General features: G+C 61.5%; 27 protein-coding genes and 1 tRNA gene. 7 read left to right on the top strand and 21 right to left on the bottom strand.

From position 1 onward, the window contains the following. Nucleotides 1–18: 18 nt before the first annotated feature. The 4 genes from pcnB to P3T42_RS14770 are packed head-to-tail and all read right to left on the bottom strand — an operon-like array spanning nucleotide 19 to nucleotide 4,159. A complete protein-coding gene (gene pcnB, locus P3T42_RS14785; RefSeq protein WP_429306463.1) occupies nucleotides 19–1,605 on the bottom strand; it encodes a polynucleotide adenylyltransferase PcnB in 1,587 nt (528 codons plus the stop codon). Beyond that, on the bottom strand, nucleotides 1,602–2,288 hold the full coding sequence (locus P3T42_RS14780; RefSeq protein WP_074302359.1) for an HAD family hydrolase: 687 nt from the start codon (nucleotides 2,286–2,288) through the stop codon (nucleotides 1,602–1,604). Before P3T42_RS14780 ends, pcnB begins: the two co-directional genes overlap by 4 nt. Next, nucleotides 2,281–3,033, bottom strand: coding sequence for a DnaA regulatory inactivator Hda (hda, locus tag P3T42_RS14775; RefSeq protein WP_074302358.1), 753 nt, complete (start codon nucleotides 3,031–3,033; stop codon nucleotides 2,281–2,283). The genes P3T42_RS14780 and hda overlap by 8 nt, the downstream gene beginning before the upstream one ends. Before the next feature lie 49 nt (nucleotides 3,034–3,082). Continuing rightward, on the bottom strand, nucleotides 3,083–4,159 hold the full coding sequence (locus P3T42_RS14770) for an AI-2E family transporter (RefSeq protein ID WP_074302357.1): 1,077 nt from the start codon (nucleotides 4,157–4,159) through the stop codon (nucleotides 3,083–3,085). A gap of 143 nt (nucleotides 4,160–4,302) precedes the next feature. On the opposite strand from P3T42_RS14770, the gene purM reads away from it, so the two are divergent. Beyond that, nucleotides 4,303–5,370 (top strand): phosphoribosylformylglycinamidine cyclo-ligase, encoded by a 1,068-nt coding sequence (gene purM, locus P3T42_RS14765; protein WP_074302356.1) that lies wholly within the window; start codon nucleotides 4,303–4,305, stop codon nucleotides 5,368–5,370. A gap of 749 nt (nucleotides 5,371–6,119) precedes the next feature. Here purM and miaA read toward each other — a convergent pair. Beyond that, nucleotides 6,120–7,073 (bottom strand): tRNA (adenosine(37)-N6)-dimethylallyltransferase MiaA, encoded by a 954-nt coding sequence (miaA, locus tag P3T42_RS14760; RefSeq protein ID WP_429306462.1) that lies wholly within the window; start codon nucleotides 7,071–7,073, stop codon nucleotides 6,120–6,122. A 100-nt stretch (nucleotides 7,074–7,173) separates the two neighbouring features. After that, nucleotides 7,174–9,246, bottom strand: a complete 2,073-nt coding sequence (gene mutL / locus P3T42_RS14755; protein ID WP_429306461.1) for a DNA mismatch repair endonuclease MutL — start codon at nucleotides 9,244–9,246, stop codon at nucleotides 7,174–7,176. Between the two features lie 255 nt (nucleotides 9,247–9,501). Here mutL and P3T42_RS14750 point away from each other — a divergent pair, with 255 nt between their 5' ends. Beyond that, nucleotides 9,502–10,182 carry a VTT domain-containing protein gene (locus tag P3T42_RS14750; RefSeq protein WP_074302352.1) on the top strand — a complete coding sequence of 227 codons (681 nt, stop codon included), beginning with the start codon at nucleotides 9,502–9,504 and terminating at the stop codon, nucleotides 10,180–10,182. 173 nt (nucleotides 10,183–10,355) lie between these two features. Here the strand turns inward: P3T42_RS14750 and P3T42_RS14745 are convergent, their stop codons facing one another. Beyond that, the gene (locus tag P3T42_RS14745) at nucleotides 10,356–11,168 is read right to left on the bottom strand and encodes a mechanosensitive ion channel family protein (protein ID WP_074302818.1); all 813 of its coding nucleotides are present in this window, start codon (nucleotides 11,166–11,168) and stop codon (nucleotides 10,356–10,358) included. A 278-nt stretch (nucleotides 11,169–11,446) separates the two neighbouring features. Between P3T42_RS14745 and P3T42_RS14740 the strand changes: the two genes are divergently transcribed. Continuing rightward, nucleotides 11,447–12,073, top strand: a complete 627-nt coding sequence (locus P3T42_RS14740) for a ParB-like protein (RefSeq protein WP_074302815.1) — start codon at nucleotides 11,447–11,449, stop codon at nucleotides 12,071–12,073. A 104-nt stretch (nucleotides 12,074–12,177) separates the two neighbouring features. Here the strand turns inward: P3T42_RS14740 and P3T42_RS14735 are convergent, their stop codons facing one another. The 8 genes from P3T42_RS14735 to P3T42_RS14700 all read right to left on the bottom strand — a co-directional run bounded on the left by P3T42_RS14735 (nucleotide 12,178) and on the right by P3T42_RS14700 (nucleotide 17,540). Next, nucleotides 12,178–12,549: a hypothetical protein gene (locus P3T42_RS14735; RefSeq protein WP_074302351.1), complete on the bottom strand. Its 372-nt coding sequence runs from the start codon at nucleotides 12,547–12,549 to the stop codon at nucleotides 12,178–12,180. A 298-nt stretch (nucleotides 12,550–12,847) separates the two neighbouring features. Continuing rightward, nucleotides 12,848–13,984 carry a glycosyltransferase gene (locus tag P3T42_RS14730; RefSeq protein ID WP_429306460.1) on the bottom strand — a complete coding sequence of 379 codons (1,137 nt, stop codon included), beginning with the start codon at nucleotides 13,982–13,984 and terminating at the stop codon, nucleotides 12,848–12,850. A gap of 392 nt (nucleotides 13,985–14,376) precedes the next feature. After that, a complete protein-coding gene (locus P3T42_RS14725) occupies nucleotides 14,377–14,730 on the bottom strand; it encodes a hypothetical protein (protein WP_074302349.1) in 354 nt (117 codons plus the stop codon). A gap of 469 nt (nucleotides 14,731–15,199) precedes the next feature. Continuing rightward, nucleotides 15,200–15,616 carry a DUF2628 domain-containing protein gene (locus P3T42_RS14720; RefSeq protein WP_429306459.1) on the bottom strand — a complete coding sequence of 139 codons (417 nt, stop codon included), beginning with the start codon at nucleotides 15,614–15,616 and terminating at the stop codon, nucleotides 15,200–15,202. A 67-nt stretch (nucleotides 15,617–15,683) separates the two neighbouring features. Continuing rightward, nucleotides 15,684–16,343, bottom strand: coding sequence for an N-acetylmuramoyl-L-alanine amidase family protein (locus P3T42_RS14715; protein ID WP_429306574.1), 660 nt, complete (start codon nucleotides 16,341–16,343; stop codon nucleotides 15,684–15,686). 259 nt (nucleotides 16,344–16,602) lie between these two features. Further along, the gene (tnpB, locus tag P3T42_RS14710) at nucleotides 16,603–16,797 is read right to left on the bottom strand and encodes an IS66 family insertion sequence element accessory protein TnpB (protein ID WP_367117703.1); all 195 of its coding nucleotides are present in this window, start codon (nucleotides 16,795–16,797) and stop codon (nucleotides 16,603–16,605) included. After that, nucleotides 16,782–17,177, bottom strand: a complete 396-nt coding sequence (tnpA, locus tag P3T42_RS14705) for an IS66-like element accessory protein TnpA (protein ID WP_133891063.1) — start codon at nucleotides 17,175–17,177, stop codon at nucleotides 16,782–16,784. The genes tnpB and tnpA overlap by 16 nt, the downstream gene beginning before the upstream one ends. Before the next feature lie 87 nt (nucleotides 17,178–17,264). Then, nucleotides 17,265–17,540 carry a hypothetical protein gene (locus tag P3T42_RS14700; RefSeq protein WP_429306458.1) on the bottom strand — a complete coding sequence of 92 codons (276 nt, stop codon included), beginning with the start codon at nucleotides 17,538–17,540 and terminating at the stop codon, nucleotides 17,265–17,267. A 146-nt stretch (nucleotides 17,541–17,686) separates the two neighbouring features. Here P3T42_RS14700 and P3T42_RS14695 point away from each other — a divergent pair, with 146 nt between their 5' ends. The 4 genes from P3T42_RS14695 (at nucleotide 17,687) to P3T42_RS14680 (ending at nucleotide 20,058) form a co-directional block, all read left to right on the top strand. Then, nucleotides 17,687–18,733, top strand: coding sequence for a hypothetical protein (locus P3T42_RS14695; RefSeq protein WP_429306457.1), 1,047 nt, complete (start codon nucleotides 17,687–17,689; stop codon nucleotides 18,731–18,733). 2 nt (nucleotides 18,734–18,735) lie between these two features. Further along, nucleotides 18,736–19,242, top strand: coding sequence for an Imm42 family immunity protein (locus P3T42_RS14690; RefSeq protein WP_429306456.1), 507 nt, complete (start codon nucleotides 18,736–18,738; stop codon nucleotides 19,240–19,242). Between the two features lie 151 nt (nucleotides 19,243–19,393). Then, the gene (locus tag P3T42_RS14685; RefSeq protein ID WP_429306455.1) at nucleotides 19,394–19,681 is read left to right on the top strand and encodes a hypothetical protein; all 288 of its coding nucleotides are present in this window, start codon (nucleotides 19,394–19,396) and stop codon (nucleotides 19,679–19,681) included. Further along, nucleotides 19,678–20,058: a hypothetical protein gene (locus tag P3T42_RS14680; RefSeq protein WP_429306454.1), complete on the top strand. Its 381-nt coding sequence runs from the start codon at nucleotides 19,678–19,680 to the stop codon at nucleotides 20,056–20,058. The genes P3T42_RS14685 and P3T42_RS14680 overlap by 4 nt, the downstream gene beginning before the upstream one ends. Nucleotides 20,059–20,999: 941 nt before the next feature. On the opposite strand, the gene P3T42_RS14675 is transcribed toward P3T42_RS14680, so the two are convergent. The 6 genes from P3T42_RS14675 to tolR form a co-directional block, all read right to left on the bottom strand. After that, nucleotides 21,000–21,075 (bottom strand) — tRNA-Lys (locus tag P3T42_RS14675). A 162-nt stretch (nucleotides 21,076–21,237) separates the two neighbouring features. Next, nucleotides 21,238–21,987, bottom strand: coding sequence for a tol-pal system protein YbgF (ybgF, locus tag P3T42_RS14670; protein ID WP_074302343.1), 750 nt, complete (start codon nucleotides 21,985–21,987; stop codon nucleotides 21,238–21,240). Between the two features lie 15 nt (nucleotides 21,988–22,002). Then, on the bottom strand, nucleotides 22,003–22,512 hold the full coding sequence (gene pal / locus P3T42_RS14665; RefSeq protein WP_074302342.1) for a peptidoglycan-associated lipoprotein Pal: 510 nt from the start codon (nucleotides 22,510–22,512) through the stop codon (nucleotides 22,003–22,005). 18 nt (nucleotides 22,513–22,530) lie between these two features. Next, on the bottom strand, nucleotides 22,531–23,823 hold the full coding sequence (gene tolB / locus P3T42_RS14660) for a Tol-Pal system beta propeller repeat protein TolB (RefSeq protein WP_429306453.1): 1,293 nt from the start codon (nucleotides 23,821–23,823) through the stop codon (nucleotides 22,531–22,533). A gap of 114 nt (nucleotides 23,824–23,937) precedes the next feature. Then, nucleotides 23,938–24,951, bottom strand: a complete 1,014-nt coding sequence (gene tolA, locus P3T42_RS14655) for a cell envelope integrity protein TolA (RefSeq protein WP_074302340.1) — start codon at nucleotides 24,949–24,951, stop codon at nucleotides 23,938–23,940. Further along, nucleotides 24,948–25,400: a protein TolR gene (tolR, locus tag P3T42_RS14650; RefSeq protein WP_074302339.1), complete on the bottom strand. Its 453-nt coding sequence runs from the start codon at nucleotides 25,398–25,400 to the stop codon at nucleotides 24,948–24,950. Before tolR ends, tolA begins: the two co-directional genes overlap by 4 nt. Nucleotide 25,401: the final 1 nt, after the last annotated feature.

Here is a 25,401-nt window from a genome sequence, read left to right as displayed (position 1 = left end):
GCCAGAAGCCTGGCCGCGTCAGTCTTCGTGCGAGCCGCCCTGGCTCACGTCGTCTGCTGCGCGGTCGACTGTCGTGCCGCCCTCCATTCCGTCGCCCGGCTGGCGGTTCCTGGCGCCACTGCTGCGCCTCCGCCGTTTTTTGGGGCTTCGGTCCTTCCCGCCTTGCGTGAGCAATGTCTCGCGCGCGGCAGCGTCTCCGTCGATGAACTCCGTCCACCACGTACCGACCGACTCATCGAGTTCGCCCGATTCGCAGCGCAACAGGAGGAAATCATACCCCGCTCTAAATCTTTGGTGTTCCATCAGCTTCAGCGCACCGCGGCCCGAGCGTTTTTCGAGGCGCAACTGCAGGCCCCAGATCTCGCGCATGTCCGACGAGAAGCGCTTGTGGATGGCGAGTTTCTCGGTCTGCATGTCGAGCACGTCGTCCATTGCGCGGTGCAGCGCGGGCACCGGATAGTCGCCCTGCGCCTCGAAGGCCTGCCAGCGTTGCTGCACGTCGTGCCACAGCAGCGTGGCGAACAGGAAGCCCGGCGAGACCGGTTTGCCGGCGCGCACGCGGTTGTCCGTGTTGGTGAGCGCGAGCGTGATGAATTTCTCGCCGTGCGGCTGCTCGAGCACCACGTCGAGCAATGGCAGCAGGCCGTGATGCAGGCCTTCCTGGCGCAGACGCGTCAGGCAGGCGAGCGCGTGGCCCGACAGCATCAGCTTGAGCATTTCGTCGAACAGACGCGCGGCCGGCACGTTGTTGATCAGGTCGGCCATTTCCTTGATCGGCGCGCGTGTGGCGTCTTCGATCTCAAAGCCGAGCTTGGCGGCAAACCGCACCACCCGCAACATGCGCACCGGATCTTCGCGATAGCGCGTGGCCGGGTCGCCGATCATCCGCAGCAAGCGGGCGCGCATGTCGGCCATGCCGTTGTGATAATCCAGCACGGTTTGCGTGGCCGGATCGTAGTACATCGCATTGATCGTGAAGTCGCGGCGGGTGGCGTCTTCGTGCTGCTCGCCCCAGACGTTGTCGCGCAGCACGCGGCCACTGGCGTCGACGGCGTGGGTGCGGCGGTCGAGCTCGTCGCGCTTCAGGCGCCGCGGCGGAGCGGCGTCGGCCGCGGGCGGATCGACCAGCGCACGGAACGTCGAGGTTTCGATGATTTCCTGGCCGAACTGCACGTGCACGATCTGAAACCGCCGGCCGATGATGCGCGCGCGGCGGAACAGCTTCTGCACCTGTTCGGGGGTGGCGTCGGTGGCGACGTCGAAGTCTTTCGGCGCGATGCCGAGCAGCAGGTCGCGCACCGCGCCGCCGACGATAAACGCCCGGTGGCCCGCCTGCTGCAGTCCTTCGGTGACGCGAATGGCGTTCCGCGAGATCAGCGCCGGGTTGATGCCGTGGACGTCCGCGGGAATGATGACGGGCACGTCCGGATCGCGCGCCGCGGGCTTGCCGGTGTCGCGCGCCGTCTTGCGGCGCGGCTTGGCGGCGTTGCGCTCGCGGTCGTGCCCGGCGCTTGCGCGGGCGGCTTCGTCTGCTTCGGAGGGTGCGGTGTCGTCAGCGGGTGCCGGATCCTGTCCGAACAGTTTGCGGATAAATTTTTTGATCACGTGGGTTGAAAGAGTTCGAGGATGCGCCAGCCGTTTGCCTGCGCGTGAGCGCGTAGCGTGTCGTCCGGGTTGGTCGCGATCGGGTCAGTGACCTTTTGGAGCAGCGGGATGTCGTTGTGCGAATCGCTGTAGAAATAGCTGCGCTCGAAATCCGACCATGTCTTGCCGAGCGAAGCGAGCCATGCCTCGGTACGGACGATCTTGCCTTCCTTGTAGCTGGGCGTGCCGGTGGGACGGCCGGTGTAGTCGGAGTGCGGCTGGCCGTCCACGGTTTCAGCTTCGCAGGCGATCAGCTTGTCGACACCGAAGACGGCGGCGATCGGGCCGGTGATGAATTCGTTGGTGGCGGTGACCACGCAGCACAGGTCGCCGGCATCGCGGTGCCGGCGTACCAGCTCGAGCGCGGCCGGCACGATGGCGGGTTTGATCACCTCGTGCATGTACATCTGGTGGAACTCGGCCAGTTGCGCGCGCGAATACTTTGCGAGCGGCGTCAGCATGGCGATAAGGTAGGCGTGAATGTCCAGCTTGCCGGCCTTGTAGTCGGCAAAGAAGCGATCGTTTTCACGCGCGAAGCTGTCGGCGTCGACCATGCCGTGCTTCACCATGAAGCGGCCCCATTCGTGGTCGCTGTCGGTGGGGATGAGGGTGTGGTCGAGGTCGAAGAGAGCGAGATTAGCCATGGGGGCCCATTTTACTTGAAGCGGGTGAAACGGTTGCCGTTCTCAGTTCTTCGGTGCCTGCAGGCGACGCCAGCATCGTGCGCAAGAGCGGCAGCGTGACCGCGCGCTTCTGTTCGAGCGAGAAGCGGTCGAGCGCGTCCAGCAACGCCATCAGGCTCGGCATGTCGCGCCGGAAGTGGGTGAGCAGGTAGGCCGGCACGTCGTCGGCGAGCGCGATGCCGCGTTCGCGGGCGGCGTGCTTGAGCACGGCGGCCTTGCCTTCGTCGGCCAGCGGCGCGAGGTGGAATACGAGGCCCCAGCCGAGCCGCGTGCGCAGGTCCTCGCGCACGGCGAGCCCGATGGGCGCCGCGTTGCCCGCGGCCACCAGCGCGCTGGTGGGATGCGCCCGCACTTCGTTGAACAGGTTGAACGCGGCGATCTGCTGCGCGCCGGACAGGCCGTCGCAGTCGTCGATGGCGTACAGCGCGACGCGCGGGTCGAAGGCAAAGGCTGCAAGACTGCTTTGCGGGCTGACAAAGCGGGCGTGCCCGGGCTGTGCCTCGTGGATCAGCGCCTGCAGCAGATGGGTCCGGCCGCTGCCGCTTTCGCCCCACACGTAGAAGGTACGATCGGCCACCGGACCGGCGGCGAGCGCGCCTTCCAGCTCGCGCAGCCGCGTGACCAGCTCGGCGTTGGCGCCGGCGAAGAAGTTGTCGAATGTCGATGGCGGCGGGGTGCCGAGATCGAGCGTCAGTTGACGAAGCACAGTAGTGGAAGCCGGAAATGGGGGCGGCCAGGAGCCGGTTCGCTCATGGTCAGTTCTTGTAAAGCGTGCTCGACAGATAGCCTTGCCGCAATTCGCGCAGGGCTACCGAGAGGATTGCGCTGACGGGGAGCGCGAGCAGCACGCCGAAAAAGCCGAACAGTTGACCGAACGCGAGCAGGGCGAAGATCACGGCGAGCGGGTGCAGGCCGATCCGTTCGCCGACGAGGCGTGGCGTCAGGAAAAAACTCTCGAGAATCTGCCCGACCCCGTAAATGACGGCGACCGCGCCGAAGCCGTACCAGTCGCCGAACTGCAGCAGCGCGGCGAGCAGCGCCAGCGCGAGGCCGGTGGCGTAACCGATGTACGGAATGAACACGGCCACGCCGGTGAAAATGCCGACCGGCAGCGCGATCTCGAAGCCGGCGATGCTCAGTGCGACGGCGTAAAACACGGCAAGCACGGCCATCACGAGCAACTGGCCGCGCAGGTATTGCGACAGCATCTGGTCCATGTCGTGGGCGAGCTGCACGGTCTTGTCGAGCCAGCGGCGCGGCACGAAACCTTCGGCGCGCGCGAGCATGCGGTTCCAGTCGTAAAGCAGATAGAACAGAACGAGCGGTACGAGCACGACGTTGCCGATCACGGTGATCATTACGTTACTGCTGGTGCGAAGGTAGGTCCAGGCGTACAGCGCGATGGTTTGCGCGCTGCCTTCGAGCTGGCCGGTGACGAGGTCGCGAATGCTGGCGAAATCGAGCGAATCGGCGAGGCCTAGCAGCGCGAGCTTGGGCTGCAGCCATGCGCTGACGTGGGCGAACAGTACGGGCACCTGCTGCTTGAGCTGCGGGCCTTCTTTCTGGATCACCAGCAGCACCAGCAGGATCATGAGGGTCAGGGCGATGGTGAACAGCAGCATCATCAGCAGGGCGGCGAGGCTGCGCGGCACGCGGCGCCGTACCATCCACGCCACGCCGGGCTGCAGGATGTAGGCGAGGATGGCGCCGAGCAGGAACGGCGTGAGGACCGGACTGAGCAGCCACAGCAGGATGCCGAGGCCGAGCGCGATGGCGACCCAGATGAAAGCCTGGCGCTGATACGGCGTAAGAAATGACGAGTTTTGCTGCAAAGTGCGGTTCCCAGATGATTGGCGCAGGGGAAAGTCCAGCCAACTGGCCGGCAACTCTGTATGGGACCCGAGTAAGCGCTGAAGCGCCAACTCGGGTCGGCATCGGGTAAAATCGCATTTTACCGACCTTCGAGCTCTTCCCCATGAATCAACCGAAATCCGCCCAGCATTCAACCGATTCGGCCCAAGGTCTGTCGTATCGCGACGCCGGCGTGGACATCGACGCGGGCGACGCCCTTGTCGACGCGATCAAGCCCTTTGCCAAAAAGACGATGCGCGACGGCGTGCTGGGTGGCATCGGCGGGTTTGGCGCGCTTTTCGAGGTGCCGAAGAAATACCGCGAACCGGTGCTGGTCTCGGGCACGGACGGCGTCGGCACCAAGCTGAAGCTGGCGTTTCATCTGAACAAGCATGACACGGTGGGCCAGGATCTGGTGGCGATGAGCGTCAACGACATCCTGGTGCAGGGTGCTGAGCCGCTGTTTTTCCTCGATTACTTTGCTTGCGGCAAGCTGGATGTCGGCACGGCCTCGACGGTCGTGAAGGGCATCGCGCAGGGTTGCGAGCTGGCTGGCTGCGCGCTGATTGGCGGCGAGACGGCGGAAATGCCGGGCATGTACCCTGACGGCGAATACGATCTGGCCGGTTTTGCGGTGGGCGCGGTCGAAAAGAGCAAGATCATTGACGGTAGCACGATTGTCCCGGGCGACGTAGTACTGGGTCTGGCTTCGAGTGGCATCCATTCGAATGGGTTCTCGCTGGTGCGCAAGATTATTGAGCGGGCGCAGCCGGATCTGAACGCTGACTTTGATGGGCGGTCGTTGGCGGATGCGTTGATGGCGCCTACGCATATCTATGTGAAGCCTTTGCTTTCGCTGATGGAGCAGGTGTCGGTGAAGGGGATGGCGCATATCACCGGCGGTGGGCTGGTGGAGAATATTCCGCGCGTTTTGCGTGATGGGTTGACTGCCGAGCTGGATCATCGGGCCTGGCCGCTGCCGCCGTTGTTCTCGTGGTTGCAGAAGCATGGTGGCGTGGCTGATGCTGAGATGCACCGTGTGTTTAATTGCGGCATCGGGATGGTTGTTGTTGTTGCTGCTGCGGATGCTGATAAGGCTATTGGTTTGCTGGCTGCCGCCGGGGAGCAGGTTTGGGCGATCGGGGCTGTGCGGAAGTCGCTTGAGGGTGAGGCGCAGACTGTAGTGGTTTGAGGTTTTTTTTGTCCTTCCGGACGGGGTTTTGCCTGCGGCGCCTTGTTGTTGGTTGTTTGCCTATGGCGTTGGCCTCTCCTTGCATTCTTATCGGTCTATTTGCGTCGCCCCTGTGCGGGGCGGCACCTACTTTCTTTGCCGCCGCAAAGAAAGCGGGCTGCAACCGCCAGCCCGTAGTGAGCCATCCCAGTCTGCATCCGGGAACGGCCCAACACAAGATCCTTCCTCGCACCATCCACGTTAGTGACAAGGCTGTCATCCGTTCCAGCGTTGCGCTGCGCGCCCCGCCGTCGGGTATGGCGCCTCCTGCGGATTCTGTAGGTATTCTAACTATCCTGGCTTGTCGCCGTTGGGGCGGGGCGCTTTGCATGCGAGCGTCCCCGGTACCTCGTCGGCTCGACCTTCTTCCGGTTCCCATGGCAAACGGGGTTCCCTTGCAGACCCATCCGCGACGCACGTAGTGCGGAGTGGGGTGGATGAGTGCTGTGTCACGAACGTGGGAAATGCGAGGGCGGCCCTCGTCTCGGACCACTCCGGATATGTAAAAGATGTGGACACCTAAGAGCTAGCGGTGTGAGCCCGCTTTCTTTGCTTACTTTCTTTGCGGCGGCAAAGAAAGTAAGTGCCGCCCCGCACAGGGGCAACGCAAATAGACCGCTAAGAATGCAAGGAAAGGCCAACACCCGAAGAAGACAGCCAAAACCAAGGCGCCGCAGGCAAAACCCCGGTCAGAAAGGACAAAAAAAACATCAGCCAGCAATAACCCCTTCAACAACCTGCAAAACCCGCTCAGTAGCGTCCGGAGCACAACAATCAACCACAACCCGTTCCGGCATACTCCGCAGCCACGTAAGCTGCCTCTTACACAACTGCCGAGTAGCAAAAACCCCCTTATCACGCATGGTCGAAAAATCACCCCCCCCATCGAGATACTCCCAAACCTGCCGATACCCCACACACCGCATCGACGCCAACCCAGGATGCAAATCCCCGCGCGCCCGCAACCGCTCCACCTCCTCCACCAACCCGCCCGCCAGCATGGCATCAAACCGCGCCGCGATCCGCGCATGCAACACGCCGCGATCCGAAGGCTCCTGCGCCACCGGCACAAACCGCCACGGCAACGCCGCATCGTCAGTACGCGTAGGCGCTGCCAACAAGGCCGACATCGGCTGCCCCGTCACCATGAACACCTCCAGCGCCCGCTGAATCCGCTGCGAATCGTTCGGCGCCAGACGCGCAGCCGTCACCGCATCCACCGCAGCCAGCCGCGCATGCAAGGCCGGCCAGCCGTCCCGCAAGGCATCCGCATCAAGCGCCGCGCGGATCTCAGGATCAGCCGTCGGCAGGTCGTTCAGGCCCTGCGTCAACGCCTTGTAGTACAGCATCGTCCCGCCAACCAGCAACGGTACCCGCCCCCGCGCGGAAATCTCCCCCACCAGCCGCAAGGTGTCCGTGCGAAATTCAGCCGCCGAATAAGCATCGGCAGGGTCGACGATATCGATCAGATGGTGCCGCACCCGCGCCCGTTCCTCCGCAGTCGGCTTGGCCGTCCCAATGTCCATCTCCCGATACACCAGCGCCGAATCCACGCTAATGATCTCCACCGGCCTGCGCGCAGCCAGCGCAAGCGCCGCCGCGGTCTTGCCCGAGGCAGTCGGGCCCAGTATGCAGGCAATCGGTGTGGGGGTAGGTTGCGTCATGACCGGCATGTCCGCGGCGCGAGTGGCGCGTACGGAACGAATGGCGTGAGTGGTGTGAGTGGTGCGCGCGATCGCAGCAGCCTTCTCGCGATGCGCGCGCTCATTGACCACGCATGAACAGTCGGTCGAGGTCGGACAGCGTCAGTTGATACCACGTCGGGCGTCCGTGATTGCACTGGTCCGCGCGTTCGGTCGCTTCCATCTGGCGCAGCAGCGCGTTCATTTCATCCAGCGTCAGCCGCCGGTTCGCGCGCACCGCGTGGTGGCAGGCCAGCGTGCCGAGCAGTTCGTGCTGCCGTTCGGTCAGCACCCGCGAGCCGCCGTAAGCGTGCAGATCGGTCAGCACGGCACGGGCCAGGGCCTGCAGGTCGGCGTCCTTGAGCAGCGCCGGCACCGCGCGAATCGCCAGCGTGGTCGGAGACAGCACCGCAAGGTCGAAGCCGAGCGCGTCGAGCGTGTCGCGCTCTTCCTCCACCGTGCCGATCTCGACCGGGTCGGCCTGCATCGACAGAGGAATCAGCAACGGCTGCACCGCAATCGCCCGGTCAGCCAGCGCGTTCTTGAACTGCTCGTACAGAATCCGTTCGTGTGCCGCATGCATGTCGACAATCACCAGGCCCTGCGCGTTCTGCGCCAGCACATAGATGCCGTGAATCTGGCCGAGCGCGAAGCCGAGCGGCTGTTCGTCCGACGCATGAAACGACGGGCCGCCTGACGCCGATCCCGGCGGCGCGAAGAACGACGGCGCCTCGGCGGCCGAATCGCGCGCCTCCAGCGTGGTCGCGCCCTGCGCGGTGCCGATGCCGTTATCCTTGCGCCCGAACAGCGCGTCGTAAAGGGCCAACGGTTGCGCGACCGGCAGCGTGCCCTGCGTCATACGCGCCTGACGCAGCCAGGTGTTGCCCGCCTGGGCGCCGCCAAACCCGCCGCCGGCATTCCCTCCAGCACCCGCCATGCCGCCTGCGAAGGCCCCACCGCCTGCGCTTCCACCGCCGATGCCACCGGCACCGCTGATCCCGCCTGTGCTCGCCAGACCGCCGAGCGGCGTGGCCGCAAACGACGCCGGACTGCCCGCGACCGGTTCGAGATGCGCCGCGTGGCCGCCTGCCGTGGCTTCCGGCGAGGCGCCCGCATGCCGCGCCAGAGCCCGCTGCACGGCATGGAAGACAAACTGGTGGATCGAGCGCGAATCGCGAAAGCGCACCTCGATCTTCGACGGATGCACGTTCACGTCGACACCCTCGGGCGGCAGATCGAGAAACAGCACATACGACGGGTAGCGCTCGCCGTGCAGTACGTCCTCGTATGCGGCGCGCACGGCATGAGTCAGCAGCTTGTCGCGCACGAAGCGCCCGTTGACGAAGAAATACTGCTGGTCGGCGCGGCCGCGGCTCGCGGTCGGCAGGCCGGCGCAGCCATAGACGGCCAGCGGCCCGGCCGATTCGTCGAGCGGCAGATGGGCGGTGGCAAAGGTCTCGCCCATGATCTTTGCGACGCGCGTGGCCGGTTCCGACGCGTTCCAGTGCTCGACCGCACGGCCGTTATGCAGCACCGAAATCGCCACGTCCGGCCGCGCCAGCGCCGCGCGGCGGATCATCTCGAGGCAGTGGCCGAGTTCGGTCTGCTCGCTTTTCAGGAATTTACGGCGCGCTGGCGTGTTGAAGTACAGTTCGCGCACTTCGATGGTCGTTCCTTGGGTGCCGGCCGCGGGGCTCAGCACGCCGGTTTGCGCTTCGATGCGCACCGCGTGGGGGGCGTCGGCCGTGCGGCTCGTGACGAACAGCTCCGACACCGAGGCAATCGACGCCAGCGCCTCGCCCCGAAACCCGAGCGTGCCGACCGCTTCGAGCTCGGCGAGCGAGCGGATCTTGCTGGTCGCGTGGCGCATCAGCGCGAGTGAGAGTTCGGCTTCGGGAATGCCGCAGCCGTCGTCGGTGATCGAAATGCGCTTGACCCCGCCTTCGTCGAGCAGGATGCGCAACGTCTGCGCGCCGGCGTCCAGCGCGTTCTCCAGCAACTCCTTAACGACCGAGGCCGGCCGTTCGACCACTTCGCCGGCGGCGATCTGGCTGATCAGCAGGTCGGGCAAGGGCTGGATCGCCCGCAATGGACGTAGGACTGGCGCCACAGGTTGGCTGGCGGCGTCGACGGGCGGTTCGGAGAATTCGGACATGGCGAAATTATAGCGATTCGTGGCGAACCGGCTGGTGAGCATCGGAATCCGGCGGTTGGCTCAAGCCGTCGCTGCGGACAACCGGCGGCGGGTGTGCGTCCGCGTACGCAGTTTTTTTATCGCAGCCGGGCACTTTCGGTATCATGGCGCGGTCAATTTCGGCGCCTTCGGGCGCTCGGATCGTTGCCCATTTCACCATGTCATGACGGCGCGCCGCTTCCGCCGTTCACGCCACTCGCTCAATAAGGGACGCTTTTGGACACGCTGCTGCAGTTCGTGAATCTTGTTTTGCATATCGACAAGTTTCTGGGAGTCTTCATTCAACAATACGGCGCGTGGGTCTACGCCGTGCTGTTTCTGATCGTGTTTTGCGAAACCGGGCTGGTCGTTCTGCCGTTTCTGCCGGGCGACTCGCTGCTGTTCATCGGCGGCGCGTTCTGCGCGAGCGGCGAAATGAACCTCGGTCTGCTGATCGTGCTGTTGCTCGTGGCCGCAGTGGGGGGCAATACGCTCAACTATCTGATCGGCAAGGCGATCGGACCCAAGGTGTTCAATTCGCATATTCCGGTGCTCGAGCGCTTCCTCGATCGCGCAGCGCTGCAGAAAACCCACAATTTCTACGAGAAGCACGGCGGCAAGACCATCGTGCTCGCGCGTTTCATTCCGGTGGTGCGCACCTTCGCGCCGTTCGTCGCCGGCGCGTCGCAGATGACCTTGAGCCGCTTCCAGCTGTTCAACTTCGTGGGCGCGCTGTTCTGGGTGCTGCTGCTGGTGCTGCTGGGCTACTTCTTCGGCAACATCCCGTTCATTCGCCAGTACCTGAACGTGATCGTGCTGGTGGGGATTGGCGCGGCGGTCGTGCCGGTGGTGCTCGGCGCGCTGTGGAAGATGCTGCGCAAGCCGGCGGCTGCGAAGTCTGGGCCCGGCAGCCGGTAAGCAGTCAGCAAGCCGCCTGCGCGCGGCGATCGGGCCCGTCGTCAGGGCCCTGCAAACACAAGCGGCGCCGCGAGATATCGCGGCGCCGCTTTTTTTCGCCCTCGGCGAGCGACGCAAATGGCCCTGCCGGCCCTCCGCGCAGGGCGGGCCGGTAGGGGAGAGGCGTGGGTTCGCTAGGTCGCGGCGCGGCGCACCAATGGAGTTTCCGGTGTCGGGTAGCCCGCTTCGCGAAAGGTTTCGATGATGGCGCGGTTGGTGTCGAAATAGACCTGCCAGTAGTTGTTCGTATGCGTGTAGGGACGCACGCACAGCAAGGGCCCCTCCGGCGTGAACGACAGCACCTCGATATCCGGCGCCGGACTGTCCGCAACGTTAGGAATCTTGACGACGGCGGCTCGCAACCGGTTGGCCGCATCGAGCGGGTCCACTCCGTTGGCGATCTTCGCCGTCAGCTCGACGCGGCGCACCGGCAGCGCGCTGTAGTTCGAGATCGTGTCCGAGAAGATCTTGTTGTTGCCGACGATCGTCGTGACATTGTCCGGCGTGATGATCGTGGTGCCGAACAGGCCCAGCTCCTGGACGGTGCCGGTTACGCCGCCGGCCATCACGAAGTCGCCGACCTTGAAGGGGCGCAACACCTGCATGAAGATGCCGGCCGCGAAGTGGGCGAGCAAGCCGCCCCATGCTGTGCCGATGGCGAGACCGAGGCCTGCGAGCAGCGCCGCGAACGAGGTGGTCTGGACTCCGAAGACCTGCAGGATCGCAAGGATCAGCAGCAGGTTCAGCAAGGCACCGAGGATCGAGCCGAGGTAGTGCGCGAGGGTAGGGTCGACGCGCCCGTTGCGCGAGAGCAGCTTGCGCAGCAGGCCGGTGATGACCCCGATCACCCAGCGGCCGACAATCCATAGGACAATCGCGCCGAGAACTTTGGTGCCGAGGTCGATGCCTCGCGTCATCAGGAAGATGCGTACGGTTTCGAGATTCAAAATGCCCTCGCTCAAGTCGGTTGCGTGTGACGGATGACGAACTGCTTCGATTCAACACAGCGCCTGCAATGCCCGACGACGGGCGCGATCTCTCACTCTCGGTCTTCGCCAGTTATAGCTGACGGCTCGCGCCTGCGCAAGGACCATTCCTGTCAGGTATGCGAAATGTATCGGTGGTATTAACGGCGTATGCAATTCGCGCTATCGTTCCCCGCGGAATTGCTTTCAGCGAAATGGCTTTCAACGAAATTGTCTTTAACGATTTGATGAGGCAGACCATGGTCCCGAACAGAGACATTCATTTCATCCCGGCAAAGCTCACGGCATTGCGGCCCACGCAGATGACGGTGGGCTATCGCGAGGTCGCGCTCAAGCGGGCTCACTGGAAGACGCTGAACAAGAAGGAGCGCAGCGCCGCGATCGATGCGCACTCGTTTCCTGCGGTGCTCGGGCCGGAGCACTGTTACTACATCGTCGACCATCATCACCTTGGCCGGGCGTTGCTCGAAGAGGGCGTCAAGGAAGTGAAGGTGATGGTGCTCAAAGACCTGTCGTGGCTCGATTTCACCATTTTCTGGCGCATGATGGAGCACAACCAGTGGGTCCATCCATTTGGGGCAGACGGCTCGCGCTACGACTACGAACATCTGCCGAAGGTGGTCACCGAAATGAGCGACGACCCTTATCGCAGTCTCGCCGGCGAGCTGCGCAATGCGGGCGGCTATGCGAAGGACGCCACGCCGTTCAGCGAGTTCCTGTGGGCCGACTTCCTGCGGCCGCGAGTGTCCGCGAGCAAGATTGCGAAGAACTTTGCAAAGGCGCTCGACCAGGCAAAGACCCTCGCCCATACCCCCGAGGCGCGTTACCTGCCAGGCTGGTCCGGGGTGATCGCGACGCCGGCTTGACGACTTGACGGAGGATTGGCTGCGTGGGCGCCGCGTGCTCCGGTTGCGGGATGGCGCGCGGCGGGGCGCCAAGGCCACGCTATGGCGGCGTCACTGGACGGGTATCACATCGGCAGATGCGACTCGCTGTATGGCGAGGTGTGGATCACCAGCGCGTGACCGGCTTTGGCCTTTTCCATGCGGATGCGCGTGCATCGTGCGAAGTAAAGCGCCAACGCGCAAGCAAGCGTATAGGAGCAGGCACGCTCGACGAACGCGCTCGGCGTGCTGAATTGTCCATAGCGGCTCGCCGCATCGGCGAACACGAGAAAGGTCAGCGTGGCATCGAACACCAGGGCTGTTGCTGCCAGCAGGACGTAGATATAACCGCCGTTTAACGCGAGGTCGGGCCTGGCCAGATTGCACAGATGACACGCGATCAGCAGCGTCGCAAGAATCGCGAGGTTCGTGGCCAGGTCGAACAGAAAGTTGCTCATGATGTTGGAATGAAAGCGCGGGTGTTGTTGTTGGCTTTCCCCGTGCGCGCTTCAGCAGGCTGAAGCAACACGTTATCGGCAAGCCGGGCGCGATCATCACACGTCTTTACATCTCAATAAATTCGAATGTTCGGACTCCGATTGAGTCGATTGAAGGGGTGCTGTCAGTGTCTCTGTTGATGGAGTGGGATAGTCCGACCAAAGGCTGGCTGCATTCTGTAGGAACGGCGGCTGGCGGCATCACGCTGAGTGACTCAGCGCTCCGTCGACCCACGCAACGAGATTTGTCCGCTGCGCGTTATTGATGAATGGCGCTGTCGACAATGGTGGCGAGACGCTGGCCCAGGGTGGGCGAGTTGAGTTGCTGATATTTGGAGAACGCGCCCGTGCTGATGGCCCGGATCTCGTCCGCTGGCAGGAGCCAGATCTTTTCGAGCTCGGTCGTCAGCGCCTCGACTCCGCCGTCGCGTCGGTAGAGGAACCCCGTGGCGTTGTCTTCCACGTATTCGGGCTCGGGCCCCATGTGCGAAGCCGGTTGGTCGTGGATCAGCGGTGGCAGGCTCAGGCCGAACATGTGGACCACGCTCAGACCCGCGTCGCCGGGATAACAGCCTATCCGGCAGGCGCGGCTGATCGAGGCGATCTCGCTATCGTCGAACACCGCGCCGTGCCACACCAGGTAAGGACGGTCCGCATAGGTACGCTGCAGCCGCTCGCCGTGTTTGCCGTCGCCTACCAGGTGCAGCACGATGTCGTGGCCTTTTCGGCGCAATGATTCGACTGCCTCGATCAGGCATTCGACTTTCGAACCGTCGCGCATGCGCCCCAGAAACATCACGCCTTGCTCGTTGCCGGACTTCTCGGTTGGCCTGACGGTATGGGAGACGCGCAACGAATTGTCTGCGACGACCAGCTTCGAGCTCGGGCAACCGATGCGCGCGAGCGACAGCTTCGACCCTTCGGAATAGCACACATAGCGCGTGCAGAGTGCAACCGCGGCGCGGTAGCGGAGTTTGCGCATCAGGCTCGGCTGCGCGTTGCGGTAGAGCCCCTGGCCATGAATGATCACCGGCACGCCGAGCGCCCTGCCGGCCAGCAGCGCGAGCCATAGCGACAGATACCGCATGTCGGCAAAGATCAGGACGGCAGCGGGACGCACGCGGACGATCTGTCCGAAGACCCGTGTCTGAAGCTTGACTCGCTCGGAAAAGATACGGGTGATGCCGGTCACCACGAATTCGTCGCAAGTGGGCGTTTCGCGCGAAAACCCGCGCGGGTCGACTTCCGGCGAACTGGCAAATACTCGCACCTTGAATGCCCGGTTCAGGGAGTCGACAACCTCGACGCGATAACGCGTGACGAGCGGTTGCACGTAAAACACCGTCAGTTTCTCATGCGACGTTGCGCATCCAGGCTCCAGCGGTGTATCGCTCATCGTTTGTCCTCGCCATGTTTGTGGGGCAGCCCGACACTTGAGGCAACTACCGTCTTCTCGCCGGGCAAGCTGGGTGCACCCGTGCAGACTGCGATGCTGCCCGGTTGCATTCGATTCTCCCGACGATTGAAATGCTAGCAGCGTAAGAACTGGCTTACGACTTGTGAGCGGAGAGAGGCGAACGTTAGGCGTGCTTTGACTGGATGGTGTAATAAAACCGAGAGATATCAGTATTCCGTACTGCAAATGGCGTTCTGATTAAGGGGAAATTCGGAAAATACGACCGCGCCCGCAGATATGGCTGATCGCTTGCGAGCTGGACGGATCGTCGTTTCATACGTCATTCGTGTGGCGCGATGCGTAAGGCAGTGCGCGTCGCACGACCACGGCGCTCAAAGAGAACCCAGTCCGTTGCGTGGGGGCGTGCCGTGCTGTGGACTATCTCGCAGGTCGACCATGGCGTCATACACCTTCGTGTAGACGTCGTACAGCGGCGCGTCCACTACCGCTTCCCTGAACTTGCCGTAGTTGATGTGGAAGACATGCGCGGCAATGGTGTCCGCGACGATCCGGCGCGGGATGAACGCGCGGAACGGATAGACGTGGCCAGGCGATGTCACCACCTCGAAGCCCTGGCCGAACACCGTTTCAATATCTCCGGCCCGGCTTGCCCGCACGGTCAGCGAGGACGTATCGGCGGGGTTGCTGACTATCGACAGAAATGCATTCGAGAGCAAAAGCCGCATCAAAACCTCCATGGTCGTATTGGGCAGGTCGGTGGTTTGCAGCCACTCGGGATATTCAAACCTTATCCATTCGAAAATTGGAAAGATCTTTGAGAGCGTGTATGCAATACGATGACAAGCAACGGGAATGACGGCTACTTTGCTGCTGCGTGATTTGTCGCGAACTGGGGGTGTTTTTTCAAGCGCAAGCGCATTCCTTCGCTTACCCAAAGACCGGGTAAGTTCGCCGTTTGCGTATTTCTATGGGGTGGCTCAGAGGACGGGCTCGATTGGCGGAGACAGTTAGCCGGTCTCAAGCGACGTTTGTTACTGTGGACTTAAATCTGACATAAGAAAACGTTTCAAAAATATGTATGAATGGAATACGGATAGCTACGGCATGCCATATTGGCAAGGTTGGCGCGCGACGATAGTGTTTCAAACCTTGACGGCTGACAGTGCCCCATTATCGAGGCACGCCGTGATTCGCCTAGAACGCTCGCATGCCTTCGAATGGATTCCAACCCTGGCTGCCTTTTACCTCTTTCAGGTAGTAGGCGTAGTTGACACACAAGGCAAAGACGAAGGCGATCGCGATATTGAGGCCGGTATCGACGGGCCGCGGAATATCGATGCCGGTGACGGCCGAGAAGATGACTTCCACGACGGCGATCGCAAGCGCGATGGCAAGCAACGACAGCCCCTTCTTCCACAGACCGAGTGCGAAAAAATAGAATGGGCCGAAGAAGAAGGCGAGGAAACTGAAATTGATGAGCCGTCTTTTGCCGCGCGGCAGCGCCTTGAAGGCCGCACGAAACTCGGCAGACGCGGGCGATCCGTAGGCGTCGAAGAATTCAAAGCGTTCGCGCCACTTCGGTTTGATATCGGCTACGTTGGACGTACTCAAGATAGTTTGTCTCCATAAGAGGATGGCGCAAGCGGCGCTTGGGCGGACGGACGGCTAAGGTGTGTCGTTACTGCTGGCATGCCACGATGCCGCCCGCAATCGCATTCGCGAGCTTGGCAATCGTGTCAGGATTCTGCAGACGCGGTTCTTCGTCCGGATTCGCAATGACGCCTGCTTCAACCAGCACCGCCGGCATCGGCGCTGTCTTGAGCACGACCAGATCGTCGAAGCGGTGAATGCCGAGTCGCCGGTCTATCAACGGACGGTTCTCGCCCTTGATAGGCGTGGCGTGATACAGCGAAGGCGTTTCGCCCGCCGCGAGCAGTTTCTCGCCAATTGCCTTCGCACAGACGAGGCTTTCCTGATAGTGCGGATTGCGCTCGGAAACGAAGATCGAGTACCCCTTGAACTCACGGCGTCGTCCTGCATCGATCCATGCCTGCTGCAGCGAGTCGTGATGAATCGAGATGAAGAAGTTGGCGTCCGGCTTCGCATTGGGCCGATCCGCAAGCGCGATCTCGCGGCTGTCCGTGCCCGTGCGTGTCACGCTATAACCCTCTGCCTGGAGATCGCGAGCAACCGCCGCACTTAGATCGAGGTTGTAAAGATGCTCGACACGCCCGCTCGCGCCGGTGGCGCCAGGACGAGCCGGTGTGTGCCCCGCGTCGACGATAACCGAGACCGCATGGCAGGGTATTGCGGACAACGCGAGTACAAAAGGAATCAGTGCTGAACGCAGGAATCGGGTCACGTTATTTCGCCGGAATGGTGAGGTTTGACACGGTGAAGTCGTGAACGATTTCACGGATATTCAAAATGCATTGAGGCTGAAAAGCAGGCATCGTTTGGGCGTTTAGTGTATCTAAATCTCACGATCTATAGGCGCGAAAATGCGATTCATATTGCATGGAGATTGGCGTTGTCGCTTCTAAGCCGCGGCCATTATCGCGACAATAGGCGCGCGCCTGGTTAGACTCCACGACACGTTAAGCGCCACTCAAAAAATGAAGAATTTCCGGTGTTTTCTCGCGCATGCTGCGCGGCTGACAGAGGGCCGGATTCTTCGCCAGCACGGTCTGCACCTTCGCGGCCAGGCCGTCGAAGCCGCAGCGCATATCCGTAAATCCGGCGGCAACCCAGATGCGCGTGTTTGCCAGCGGACCAATCATCGGATCAGGCACTGGATCACCACGCGCAGCGTGTCGGGATCGACGCTCCCTTCAACGTGTACCTCGCCCCGTGGCAACTGGATTCGGATCGTGCCGGACGCCTGTGCCGAAGGCGTCGATGCATCCGGTTCGGCCGCGCCGCTGTCACTGGCCTCATTCACGGTGACCGGCAGCAAGGCGCATTCGCGACCGTTCACGCCAAGGCGTCCATCCAGATACTGCTTGCGCCAGTCGAACAGCTGATTCGCGTTCACTTCGTGACTGCGTGCAATCTCCGCCACCGAACGTCCACTGGATAACGTCTCTTCGACGATCTGGCGTTTCTCGTCCACGGTACGCCGGCGATACTTCCGGGCGACTTTGACTTCGGTGAATTCAGTCACTGTGTCCATGATTCCTTTGTGGACACAGTCACATTTGTGCCCCCGGAAAGCATGGCGTCGCCTTCATCAGGCGTCTATACGGTCAGGGTCGGACGGTTACTGTTTGACGTTTGTTTTGGCAAGCTCTCCAGGCCGAGCCGCTGCAAAGAGCATTGCCTTCACTAACTGCCGAATGTCTTCGGTGCATGCGGCGACGAAAGCGAGGCGTTGCTCGCTTGGCAGGAACGATCGGCGCCCGCGGCCGACGTCCTTGAATTTTGAGACCGTTTTCCAGCCGGCATCCGTCGCAACCAGCCGGTCGTGCAACGCGAGATTCAAAGCCGCTTTCAATGATGCAAGATTGCGGTTTGCGCTGTCTTTGGCACGGCGCAAATCGTCTTCGTCTTCGGCGCCTTCTTCGATCGAGTCGATCTGGTTCGCCAGCCAGTCTTTCAGATGCTAGGTACGCAGTTTGGAAAGGTCGATTTTCGCGATTTTGTCGTCGTAGACGGGCCACGGCGGACGCCAAGAGTCGCGATTTGGCCGCCTTCGCGGTGGATTCGGACGAAGCCAAACAGTGGATGGAAGGCGGCGACTCGCGCGCTGAACTACAGGTTGTGGGTGGCGCGCTCATCGGTGGTCTCGGGGGCGGCAGCGTGTTCACGGCTGTGGGTGGGGGGCTTGGCGCAGGGCTGTCATCGAAAAGCGCCGACCAGACCAGGGCTGTCGCCGATGCAGTGACGGATGCGACCGGCTCGTCGCTGGTGGGCAACATCAGCAGCAATATCCTCGCCGGGGTAGGTGGCGCGCTGGTTGGGGGCACGGCGGGGGCTGCAGCGGCCTCGAACGTCGACCTCTACAACCGGAATAATGACCTCGGCAATGATCAGGCGAAAAAGGATCTGGCAGCATCGCAGAACGTGATCGCTTCCTACCTGCAGAACAACCTGCCCTCGTGGATTACCGGCCCGCTCGATTCGGCAAACAAGACGGTGGACGGCTGGGCAGCCCAGTTTAAAGCGAAGATGGACGGCGATGCTCTGGCGATAATGTCTCAACCTCCCACGACACAGATGGCTAGGGGCGCTGCGAACGGTCTGTCTGCGGGCGTGGTTGAGGGTGGCGAGCCGCCGGCACCGAGTGCGGGAGGCGTGCTGGTAAATTCGTCGAGACAGGCTGCGAATGCTGTATCAGGTACGCCGAATGCCGTATCGGGTACCCCGGGGTATGTGCCCGACAACACGACCCTTTCAAAGGGTTCGGACAACAGCACTCCAAGTCCCGTGCTATCAGATGACCCCTATAATCCGTCGAATGTGGACGCGCGGGTGAAACCCACGTATCAGACTAACCCGGCGCACGATACAAGCAGTCCGCTGTACAACCCTAATAAGACACCAGAGCCGGCAGACGCTCAAAGTGCATACGAAGATGGTGCAGTGCTTGGGGGTATGGGAACTTGGTATGCCCAAGGGGAGACTGGCTACTATCAATATTTCTCGGACAGCGCCGGAACGGTCCATTTCAGTGGCACGATTCCGGCCTCGAAGGTTCCTCCGAGTGTTCTAAAAATCTTGGGGAAATGAGGATGCTATACGGCGACAAAGCAAGGTTTGGGATCGAGTTTGAACTAAACGGGCATTCGGGCGGCGCGTGGATGTTTGGCAAATTCTGCTATTGGATCGGCGGTGCACAAGTCGGGGATTACGATGAAGGGACTTCCTTGCGCGACGTCCTGTTTTCAATGCGATACATAATTGGCGACGCCGGCAAGCGTACCGCACCGTCTCTGGCACTTCGCGACGAAAAAGAGATTTTCCGCGTTATTCAGGAATCTCTGAACGAAAGTGGCCTCGATCTATCAAGTCTGATTCCTGCTGATTCCATGCCAGCGTGCTTTGACATTTGCCCACACGTCGACATCTTCAATGCTTGGCATATCTACTTGGTGGATGCGCAAGAGCTTTCGAAGATTGTGTATTCGGTCGATGGCGAAAACAACGTAATGAAGGTCGAGTTAGGGCTAGGGGAATTCGATCGCGTCGCATCCACTGTCTACCGCGAATTGGATAGCCTATTAGAAACTTCCCAGTGACCAGTTAGAAACACCGGGCTATGCGCCGGACAATGCCACGTTGAATAGTGGTGGGAACGATTCAGGCGATTCTGGTTCGTCTACTTCGGCCAACTCCGGTGGAAACAATACGGGATCGGGTACATCGCCTGGTGCCACAAGCAGTGGCAATATGAGCGATATTTTGCTGCCGAATGGTCAGCCGGTCGGTTTTGTGAAGCCGGGTGCTGGCCAGAATATTCAGACGGTCACGTCCGAGCAATTTGCCCAAATTGAATCGCAACTAATGCAGGGTTCCACGCCCATCTCAGCTCCTTCAAGCTACAGCGGGACTTACTACCAAATGTCGGATGGTTCAGTCTTTGGTATCAGAACAAGTAAGTCTAGCGGTACCACCATAGACGTGATTAAGAGCAATAATCCCAGTTTGCCATCTGGATTTAAGGTGCATCAACAATGAACCTCGACGCTAAACACAAGCTCTACGGCCATACCGTTGCCGAGCACATTCGAACGGTTCCAGACGAACTGCCCGTCGATGCGGTTGGGTTGTGGCAGATCGTCCCAGCCGGACGTGATGGATTTGATTTGAGGGGTAGTGAGCTCGCTGAGTTTGTACATCGATGCGTACTTGCCTTATTAGAGCGAGGCGCGAAGCCCGTTGTGGGTGGCGGCGGCACCGAGTACGACTGGATACTTCAATCACAATATGGCGAGGCAAACGAAGAAGTCGCGAACGCGATAGTGAATGAGTGGATTGCTTTGGGCTCTGTCGATCCGGATCCCGGCGGTTTGTGGTTCGCGTTGCCATCGCCATATGTCGGACGGGAAAAATAGATGTTTCTGAGCAAATGCAGGATAGGGCCGTGTCGGTTTTTACTAGGCCAGAGCGCGACGATACAGACCCGGCTTCGGCCTGATTTGTTCTCTATGGCATCCGCGAGTATCGCTGCGTTGTGATCTGGTTTGTGCAATCCTTGATGGTTGTGCGTGCGGGATCACATGGCTAGAAAAACTGCGTGGCGACTTCCCTGCGGAAGTCCTCCGCGATGCATTTATTTCGAAGTCTGCATCGCGCTCGGTGGCCACTCGGAGGCAAAATCCCGTTTTGGTGAACTGCTGCATATCGGGTGTCGTGCGGTGGAGTTCCCTAAATGTTGCGCGGTCTACTACCGGCGCCTCGCCTCTCTTCAGAACGCCTGATGCAATAGAAAAATCAAGATGAATTCCATAAAAGCAAAGGCGCTGCGCAATCGACTGGCGCTCTGCCCGGGTCCAGTTCGCTGCGAAACTTGGGAGGCTGGGCATTTGGAATATCACGGAAAAATGAGAGGGGACAAAAGCCATCGGACGGCAGGAGAAAGGCGTGGTCGGGTGGCTATGGCGAAGAACATCAGTAAACTCTTCGGATGAACATCATCTCCCCACACACCCAGCGCCTTCTCGCGTTGTCGTTCCTCAAGGGTACCGTAGCGCAAGATCACGGGCGGTCGATATTAACTGTCGCGCTACGAGACCTGACTCCCACAACCGTGGCGCATATATAGCGCACGGGCTTGGCCGATAAGCCGAGAGCGCAATCCTTCGACAGGTTTTGGGAATCGCTCTAGCTATTGGGTACGTGAAGGGGCAGACAATAAATCGTTGATGTCAAAACGCGCTAACGCCGGGCGGTTGACATGGTTCGATGTTGACCCAGAATGCCTACACAGCGCCTACATGAAGCCGTAAACGGACAAAGGGTTACAGGCCTTACGCCTGTAACCCTTTGGTTTTCTTGGTAGGCCGTACGGGATTCGAACCTGTGACCAACGGATTAAAAGTCCGCTGCTCTACCAGCTGAGCTAACGACCCAAAAGAGAAGCGGGATTATAGCGATAAGCCTTCGATCCTGTCAACCCATCCAGCGCCGCGCCACAAAACGAAAAGCCCAAGGCATCGACTGCCCTGGGCTTCCCGGCGAGAGGCGCGCGTGGCGTTTCATCCGACACTACGCGTTTACTGCTACCTGTAAAACTACTTGATTTGCGACAACTTGCTTTGTGCCGACTGTGCGACGTCCGAGCTGCCGTATTGCGCGACGATCTGCTCGAGGGTCTTCTTGGCCGCAGCCTTCTGACCTTGTTCGAGCTGATTGTTGGCAATCGCGAGCATCGCTTCCGGCGCACGCGGATGCTGCGGGTAATTCTTCACGACGCCTTCCCAGGTCGCCGTCGAGCCCTTGTAGTCGCGCAGTGCATACAGCGCGTTGCCGAGCCAGTACTGCGCGGTCGGCTGATAGGGGCTCTGCGGATACTTGGCGATGAAGCTGCGGAACGAGGCCGCCGCGTTCTTGAAGTCGCCGTTGCGGAACTGCGTTGAAGCCGCATTGAACGCGTCCGTCTCGCCCGGCTGTACCGTGCCTTCCACACCGTCGACCGTCTGCTGCTGCGGTTCAAATTTCTTGAGCCGCGTGTCGAGATCGGTGTAGTAGTCCTTCTGCTGCTTCTGCACCGTGGCAAGCTGGTTGGCCATGTCCTCGTTCTGCCCGCGCAGCGTCGCGACCTGCTGGTTGAGCTGGTCGAGGCGGTTGGACTGATCGAGGATGGTCCGCTGTGCGGCCGACAATTGGCTCGACAGGCTATCGGTCTTGGTACGCAGATCGAGAATCGCCTGACGGGCCTGGTCGTCGTCGAACATGCCGGCGTGAGCCGGCGCGGCCATCAAGGCCGAGCCCGCCACGCAGGCGGCTGCAGCAAAGCGCAGCCAGGAGAAACGTTGCGTCATACGGCTCATCACCTATTACTGTTGGTAGACGAGGTCGGCGCGGCGGTTTTGTGCCCACGACGCTTCGTCATGACCGTCGGCCATCGGCTTTTCCTTGCCGAGGCTCACGGCTTCCATTTGCGAATCCGGCACGCCAAGCAGCGACAGTGCGCGACGCACAGCTTCAGCACGCTTCTGGCCGAGTGCCAGGTTGTACTCGCTCGTGCCGCGTTCGTCGGTGTTGCCCTGGATCAGTACGTGACGTTCCGGATGTGCCTTCAGGTAACGGGCGTGTTGACCCAGCAGCGACTGGTATTCGTCCTTGACCGAGTAGCTGTCGAAGTCGAAGTAGACGCTACGCTTGGCGAGCGGGCTGTTCGGATCGTTCAGCTCGTCCACGTTCACCTGTGCGACTGCATTCGGGTTCGGTTGCGTGGCGACAGCACCGCCCTTATTGGCGTTGTCGTCGAGCTTGACGCCCGAGTGACATGCAGCGAGTGCACCGACCAGCAATGCGGCAAATACGATACGAAGTTTGGACATCATTGTTACTCTCCTTGTGTGTTATTGCATAAACGGGCCCCAGGACGGCTCGCGAACGATGCCGCCCTGAACGGACAGGACCTGCCGAGTGCGACCATCGGTCGATACTGCGGCCAACACGCCACGGCCGTTCACCTGTGTGGCGTAAAGAATGTACTGACCATTCGCCGCGAAGCTGGGCGATTCGTCATGTGTTGTATCGGTCAGGCCGGTTGCCGAGCCGGACTGCAAGTCCTGGACGTACAGCTTGAAGGCCCCGCCTACACGCGAGATGTAGGCCAGTTGCTTGCCGTCCGGGCTCACGCGCGGGCTGGTGTTGTAGTTGCCCGTGAACGTGACGCGCTGAGCCGCGCCTGCGCTTTCGCCCTGCGCCGGCATCTTGTAGATCTGCGGTTGACCGCCGCGGTCGCTGGTGAAATAGATCCACTGTCCGTCAGGAGAGTAGTTGGGTTCGGTGTCGATCGAGGTGCCTTGAGTCAGCCGGCGCAGGCCGCTGCCGTCAGCGTTGACGGCGAAAATCTGCGTGTTGCCGGTGCGCGAAAGCGCCACTGCCAGCGTGCGTCCATCCGGCGACCAGGCCGGCGCGCTGTTGTTGCCCTTCTGGTCCGATACGACGATACGACGGCCCGTGGGCAGATCGTGGATGTAGACGATGGGCTTCTTCTTTTCGAACGATACGTAGGCCACCTTCGTGCCGTCAGGCGACCACGCCGGCGAGATGATCGGCTCGGGGCTCGACAGCGCGATGTGCGCGTCCTGGCCGTCCGAATCGGAAATCTGCAACTGGTAGCGGTTGCCGGTCTTGATCACATAAGACAGACGCGTGGCGAACACGCCGCGATCGCCCAGCAGCTTGGCGTAGATGTAGTCCGCCACCTTGTGGGCGCTCATCCGCAGGCCGCTTTCGGGGCTGACGAGGACGAGGCCGCCGAGGCTCTCGCCCTTGACCGTGTCGTACAGCTTGAAGCGCACTTCGTATTGGCCGTTGGGCAGGCGGTTCACGCTGCCGGCCACGAACGCGTTGGCGCCCTTGGCCTTCCAGCTGCCGAGGTCGACCGAATCCGTTTCCGCCACCGGCGTGCTGCCGGCGTCGATATTGGTGAATTTGCCGCTGCGCTGCAGATCCTGGCGCACGATCGTGCTGACCTGTTGCGGCGAGCTCGCTTCATTGGCGAAATTCGCCGTTGCGATGGGGAACTGGGTGGAGCCGACGCCCGTGACGAGGACGTTGAGTTGCGCGTGCGCAGCGCCGCCGGCCGCAATCAGGCACGACGCCACCAAAGTCCGCAGGCCTAGCTTGGTCATCAAAGTCATGCTGTATGGATTCCCAAAAAATCAGATTTCTAACACGGTATGACAGCAGACAGACCCGGAAACGTTCAATTCGTTCCCGGGCGCGCCACGCTGGGCGGGGCGCATGGGCTGCTGTCAACCTGCTGGTCGCAAGGTGATCTTGAAGCTCGACGGCGTTTTTCCATCCACGTCGACCGGCATCGGATCGGACGCCCGGACCGCCCGCTCAGCGGCTGCATCCCATTGGGGATTGCTGCTGGGACGGGTCACCGTCACGTCCAGCAGCGTGCCGGTGGGTGAGCAACGCACGGAAATTTCGGTTTCCAGGCCTTGCGTGTCGCCCGACCATACGATGTTGGGCCGCACGCGCCGCCTGACCTTGTCCGCGTAGCCCGGCGAGGTTGACGTGCCACCCGAGCCAGTGCCTGTGCCGCTCTTCGCAAGACCGTTGCCGGTAGAGCCTTCACCGCCGGCCATACCCTGCATCTGCGCGAGCCGCGCCCGACGTTCCTGGTCGACCTTCTTCGCTTGCGCTGCATCGGCCGCCGCCTTGGCTGCCTTCGCCTTCTGCGCATCGGCCTTCTTCTGCGCGTCCGCCTGGGCCTGCTTCTGCTGGTCTTCCTGTTGTTGCTGCTTCAACTGATCCTGCTTTTGCTGGTCGGCGAGTTGCTGTTGCTTGAGCTTGTCAGCCTGTTGCTGCTGCTGTTGCTTCAGCTTGGCTGCCGCGGCCTTCTGGGCGGCCAGTTGCGCAGCCTGGTCGGCCGCGAGCTGCTGCTGGCGCTTCGCCTCGGCTTCCTGCTGCGCTTGCAATTGCTGCTGGCGTTGTTGTTCGGCGAGCTGCGCCTGGCGGGCGGCTTCCTGCTGCTGACGCTTCTTTTCCTGCAGCGCAATATCGGCCTGCTCGTCAGGCAGCGGCGGGGCAGGGGCCACCGGCACCGGGGGAGGCGGGGGCGGCTGGGGCGTCGTTACCTCGGGTACGTCCGTCCACAGTTCGGCTTCGGCGCCGGCCGGCGTGCTGTTTTGCCATTGAATGCCGTGGTACAGGAAGAACCCGAGCAGCACGTGCATCACCAGCGCGAGCACAAAGGCTCGCCAGGTGCCGCGTTCACGCGGTGGCTGGAGCGGGCGGGCGGAATTCTTGCGGATCATTGCGATTTGACGAGCAAGCCAACGCGCTTGACGCCGCGAGCCTTGAGGTCGGACATCACGTTCATCACGGCTTCGTACTTCACCGTCTTGTCAGCGGCGATCACCACCGGTTGATCCGGATGCGACTGCTCGCGGTCGGTGACGAAGCTGTCCAGATCCGCGCGCGTCATGTCTTCCTGCTGCATGGCGCCATTGTCGTCTTTATATTTGACGTTCATGTTGCCATCTGCGCGGATATTGACGACAACCGGGGGTGTTTGCTGTTGCGGCGCAGCGCCGCCGACAGTAGGCAGATTGACGATCGACGGTGCGACGAGCGGCGCGGTCACCATGAAGATCACGAGCAGCACGAGCATCACGTCGATATACGGCACGACGTTGATGTCGGCCATCGCGCGGCGCGAACGGCCGCCGCGCATACTGGAGGAGCGACTGGAGGAACCGGCCATC

Origin of the sequence: Paraburkholderia sp. GAS38 (genome assembly GCF_050434965.1) — a bacterium.
Taxonomy (GTDB): Bacteria; Pseudomonadota; Gammaproteobacteria; order Burkholderiales; family Burkholderiaceae; genus Paraburkholderia; species Paraburkholderia phenazinium_A.
This window is presented reverse-complemented; position numbering and strand designations above follow the sequence as displayed.

Excerpts from the sequence above, each read along its gene's own strand:
- P3T42_RS14780 (WP_074302359.1), bottom strand. The coding sequence starts at position 2,288 with ATGGCTAATCTCGCTCTCTTCGACCTCGACCACACCCTCATCCCCACC.
- purM (WP_074302356.1), top strand. The coding sequence starts at position 4,303 with ATGAATCAACCGAAATCCGCCCAGCATTCAACCGATTCGGCCCAAGGT.
- miaA (WP_429306462.1), bottom strand. The coding sequence starts at position 7,073 with ATGACGCAACCTACCCCCACACCGATTGCCTGCATACTGGGCCCGACT.
- mutL (WP_429306461.1), bottom strand. The coding sequence starts at position 9,246 with ATGTCCGAATTCTCCGAACCGCCCGTCGACGCCGCCAGCCAACCTGTG.
- P3T42_RS14740 (WP_074302815.1), top strand. The coding sequence starts at position 11,447 with ATGGTCCCGAACAGAGACATTCATTTCATCCCGGCAAAGCTCACGGCA.
- P3T42_RS14735 (WP_074302351.1), bottom strand. The coding sequence starts at position 12,549 with ATGAGCAACTTTCTGTTCGACCTGGCCACGAACCTCGCGATTCTTGCG.
- P3T42_RS14730 (WP_429306460.1), bottom strand. The coding sequence starts at position 13,984 with ATGAGCGATACACCGCTGGAGCCTGGATGCGCAACGTCGCATGAGAAA.
- P3T42_RS14725 (WP_074302349.1), bottom strand. The coding sequence starts at position 14,730 with ATGCGGCTTTTGCTCTCGAATGCATTTCTGTCGATAGTCAGCAACCCC.
- tnpA (WP_133891063.1), bottom strand. The coding sequence starts at position 17,177 with ATGGACACAGTGACTGAATTCACCGAAGTCAAAGTCGCCCGGAAGTAT.
- P3T42_RS14690 (WP_429306456.1), top strand. The coding sequence starts at position 18,736 with ATGCTATACGGCGACAAAGCAAGGTTTGGGATCGAGTTTGAACTAAAC.
- P3T42_RS14685 (WP_429306455.1), top strand. The coding sequence starts at position 19,394 with ATGAGCGATATTTTGCTGCCGAATGGTCAGCCGGTCGGTTTTGTGAAG.
- P3T42_RS14680 (WP_429306454.1), top strand. The coding sequence starts at position 19,678 with ATGAACCTCGACGCTAAACACAAGCTCTACGGCCATACCGTTGCCGAG.
- ybgF (WP_074302343.1), bottom strand. The coding sequence starts at position 21,987 with ATGACGCAACGTTTCTCCTGGCTGCGCTTTGCTGCAGCCGCCTGCGTG.
- pal (WP_074302342.1), bottom strand. The coding sequence starts at position 22,512 with ATGATGTCCAAACTTCGTATCGTATTTGCCGCATTGCTGGTCGGTGCA.
- tolB (WP_429306453.1), bottom strand. The coding sequence starts at position 23,823 with ATGACTTTGATGACCAAGCTAGGCCTGCGGACTTTGGTGGCGTCGTGC.
- tolA (WP_074302340.1), bottom strand. The coding sequence starts at position 24,951 with ATGATCCGCAAGAATTCCGCCCGCCCGCTCCAGCCACCGCGTGAACGC.
- tolR (WP_074302339.1), bottom strand. The coding sequence starts at position 25,400 with ATGGCCGGTTCCTCCAGTCGCTCCTCCAGTATGCGCGGCGGCCGTTCG.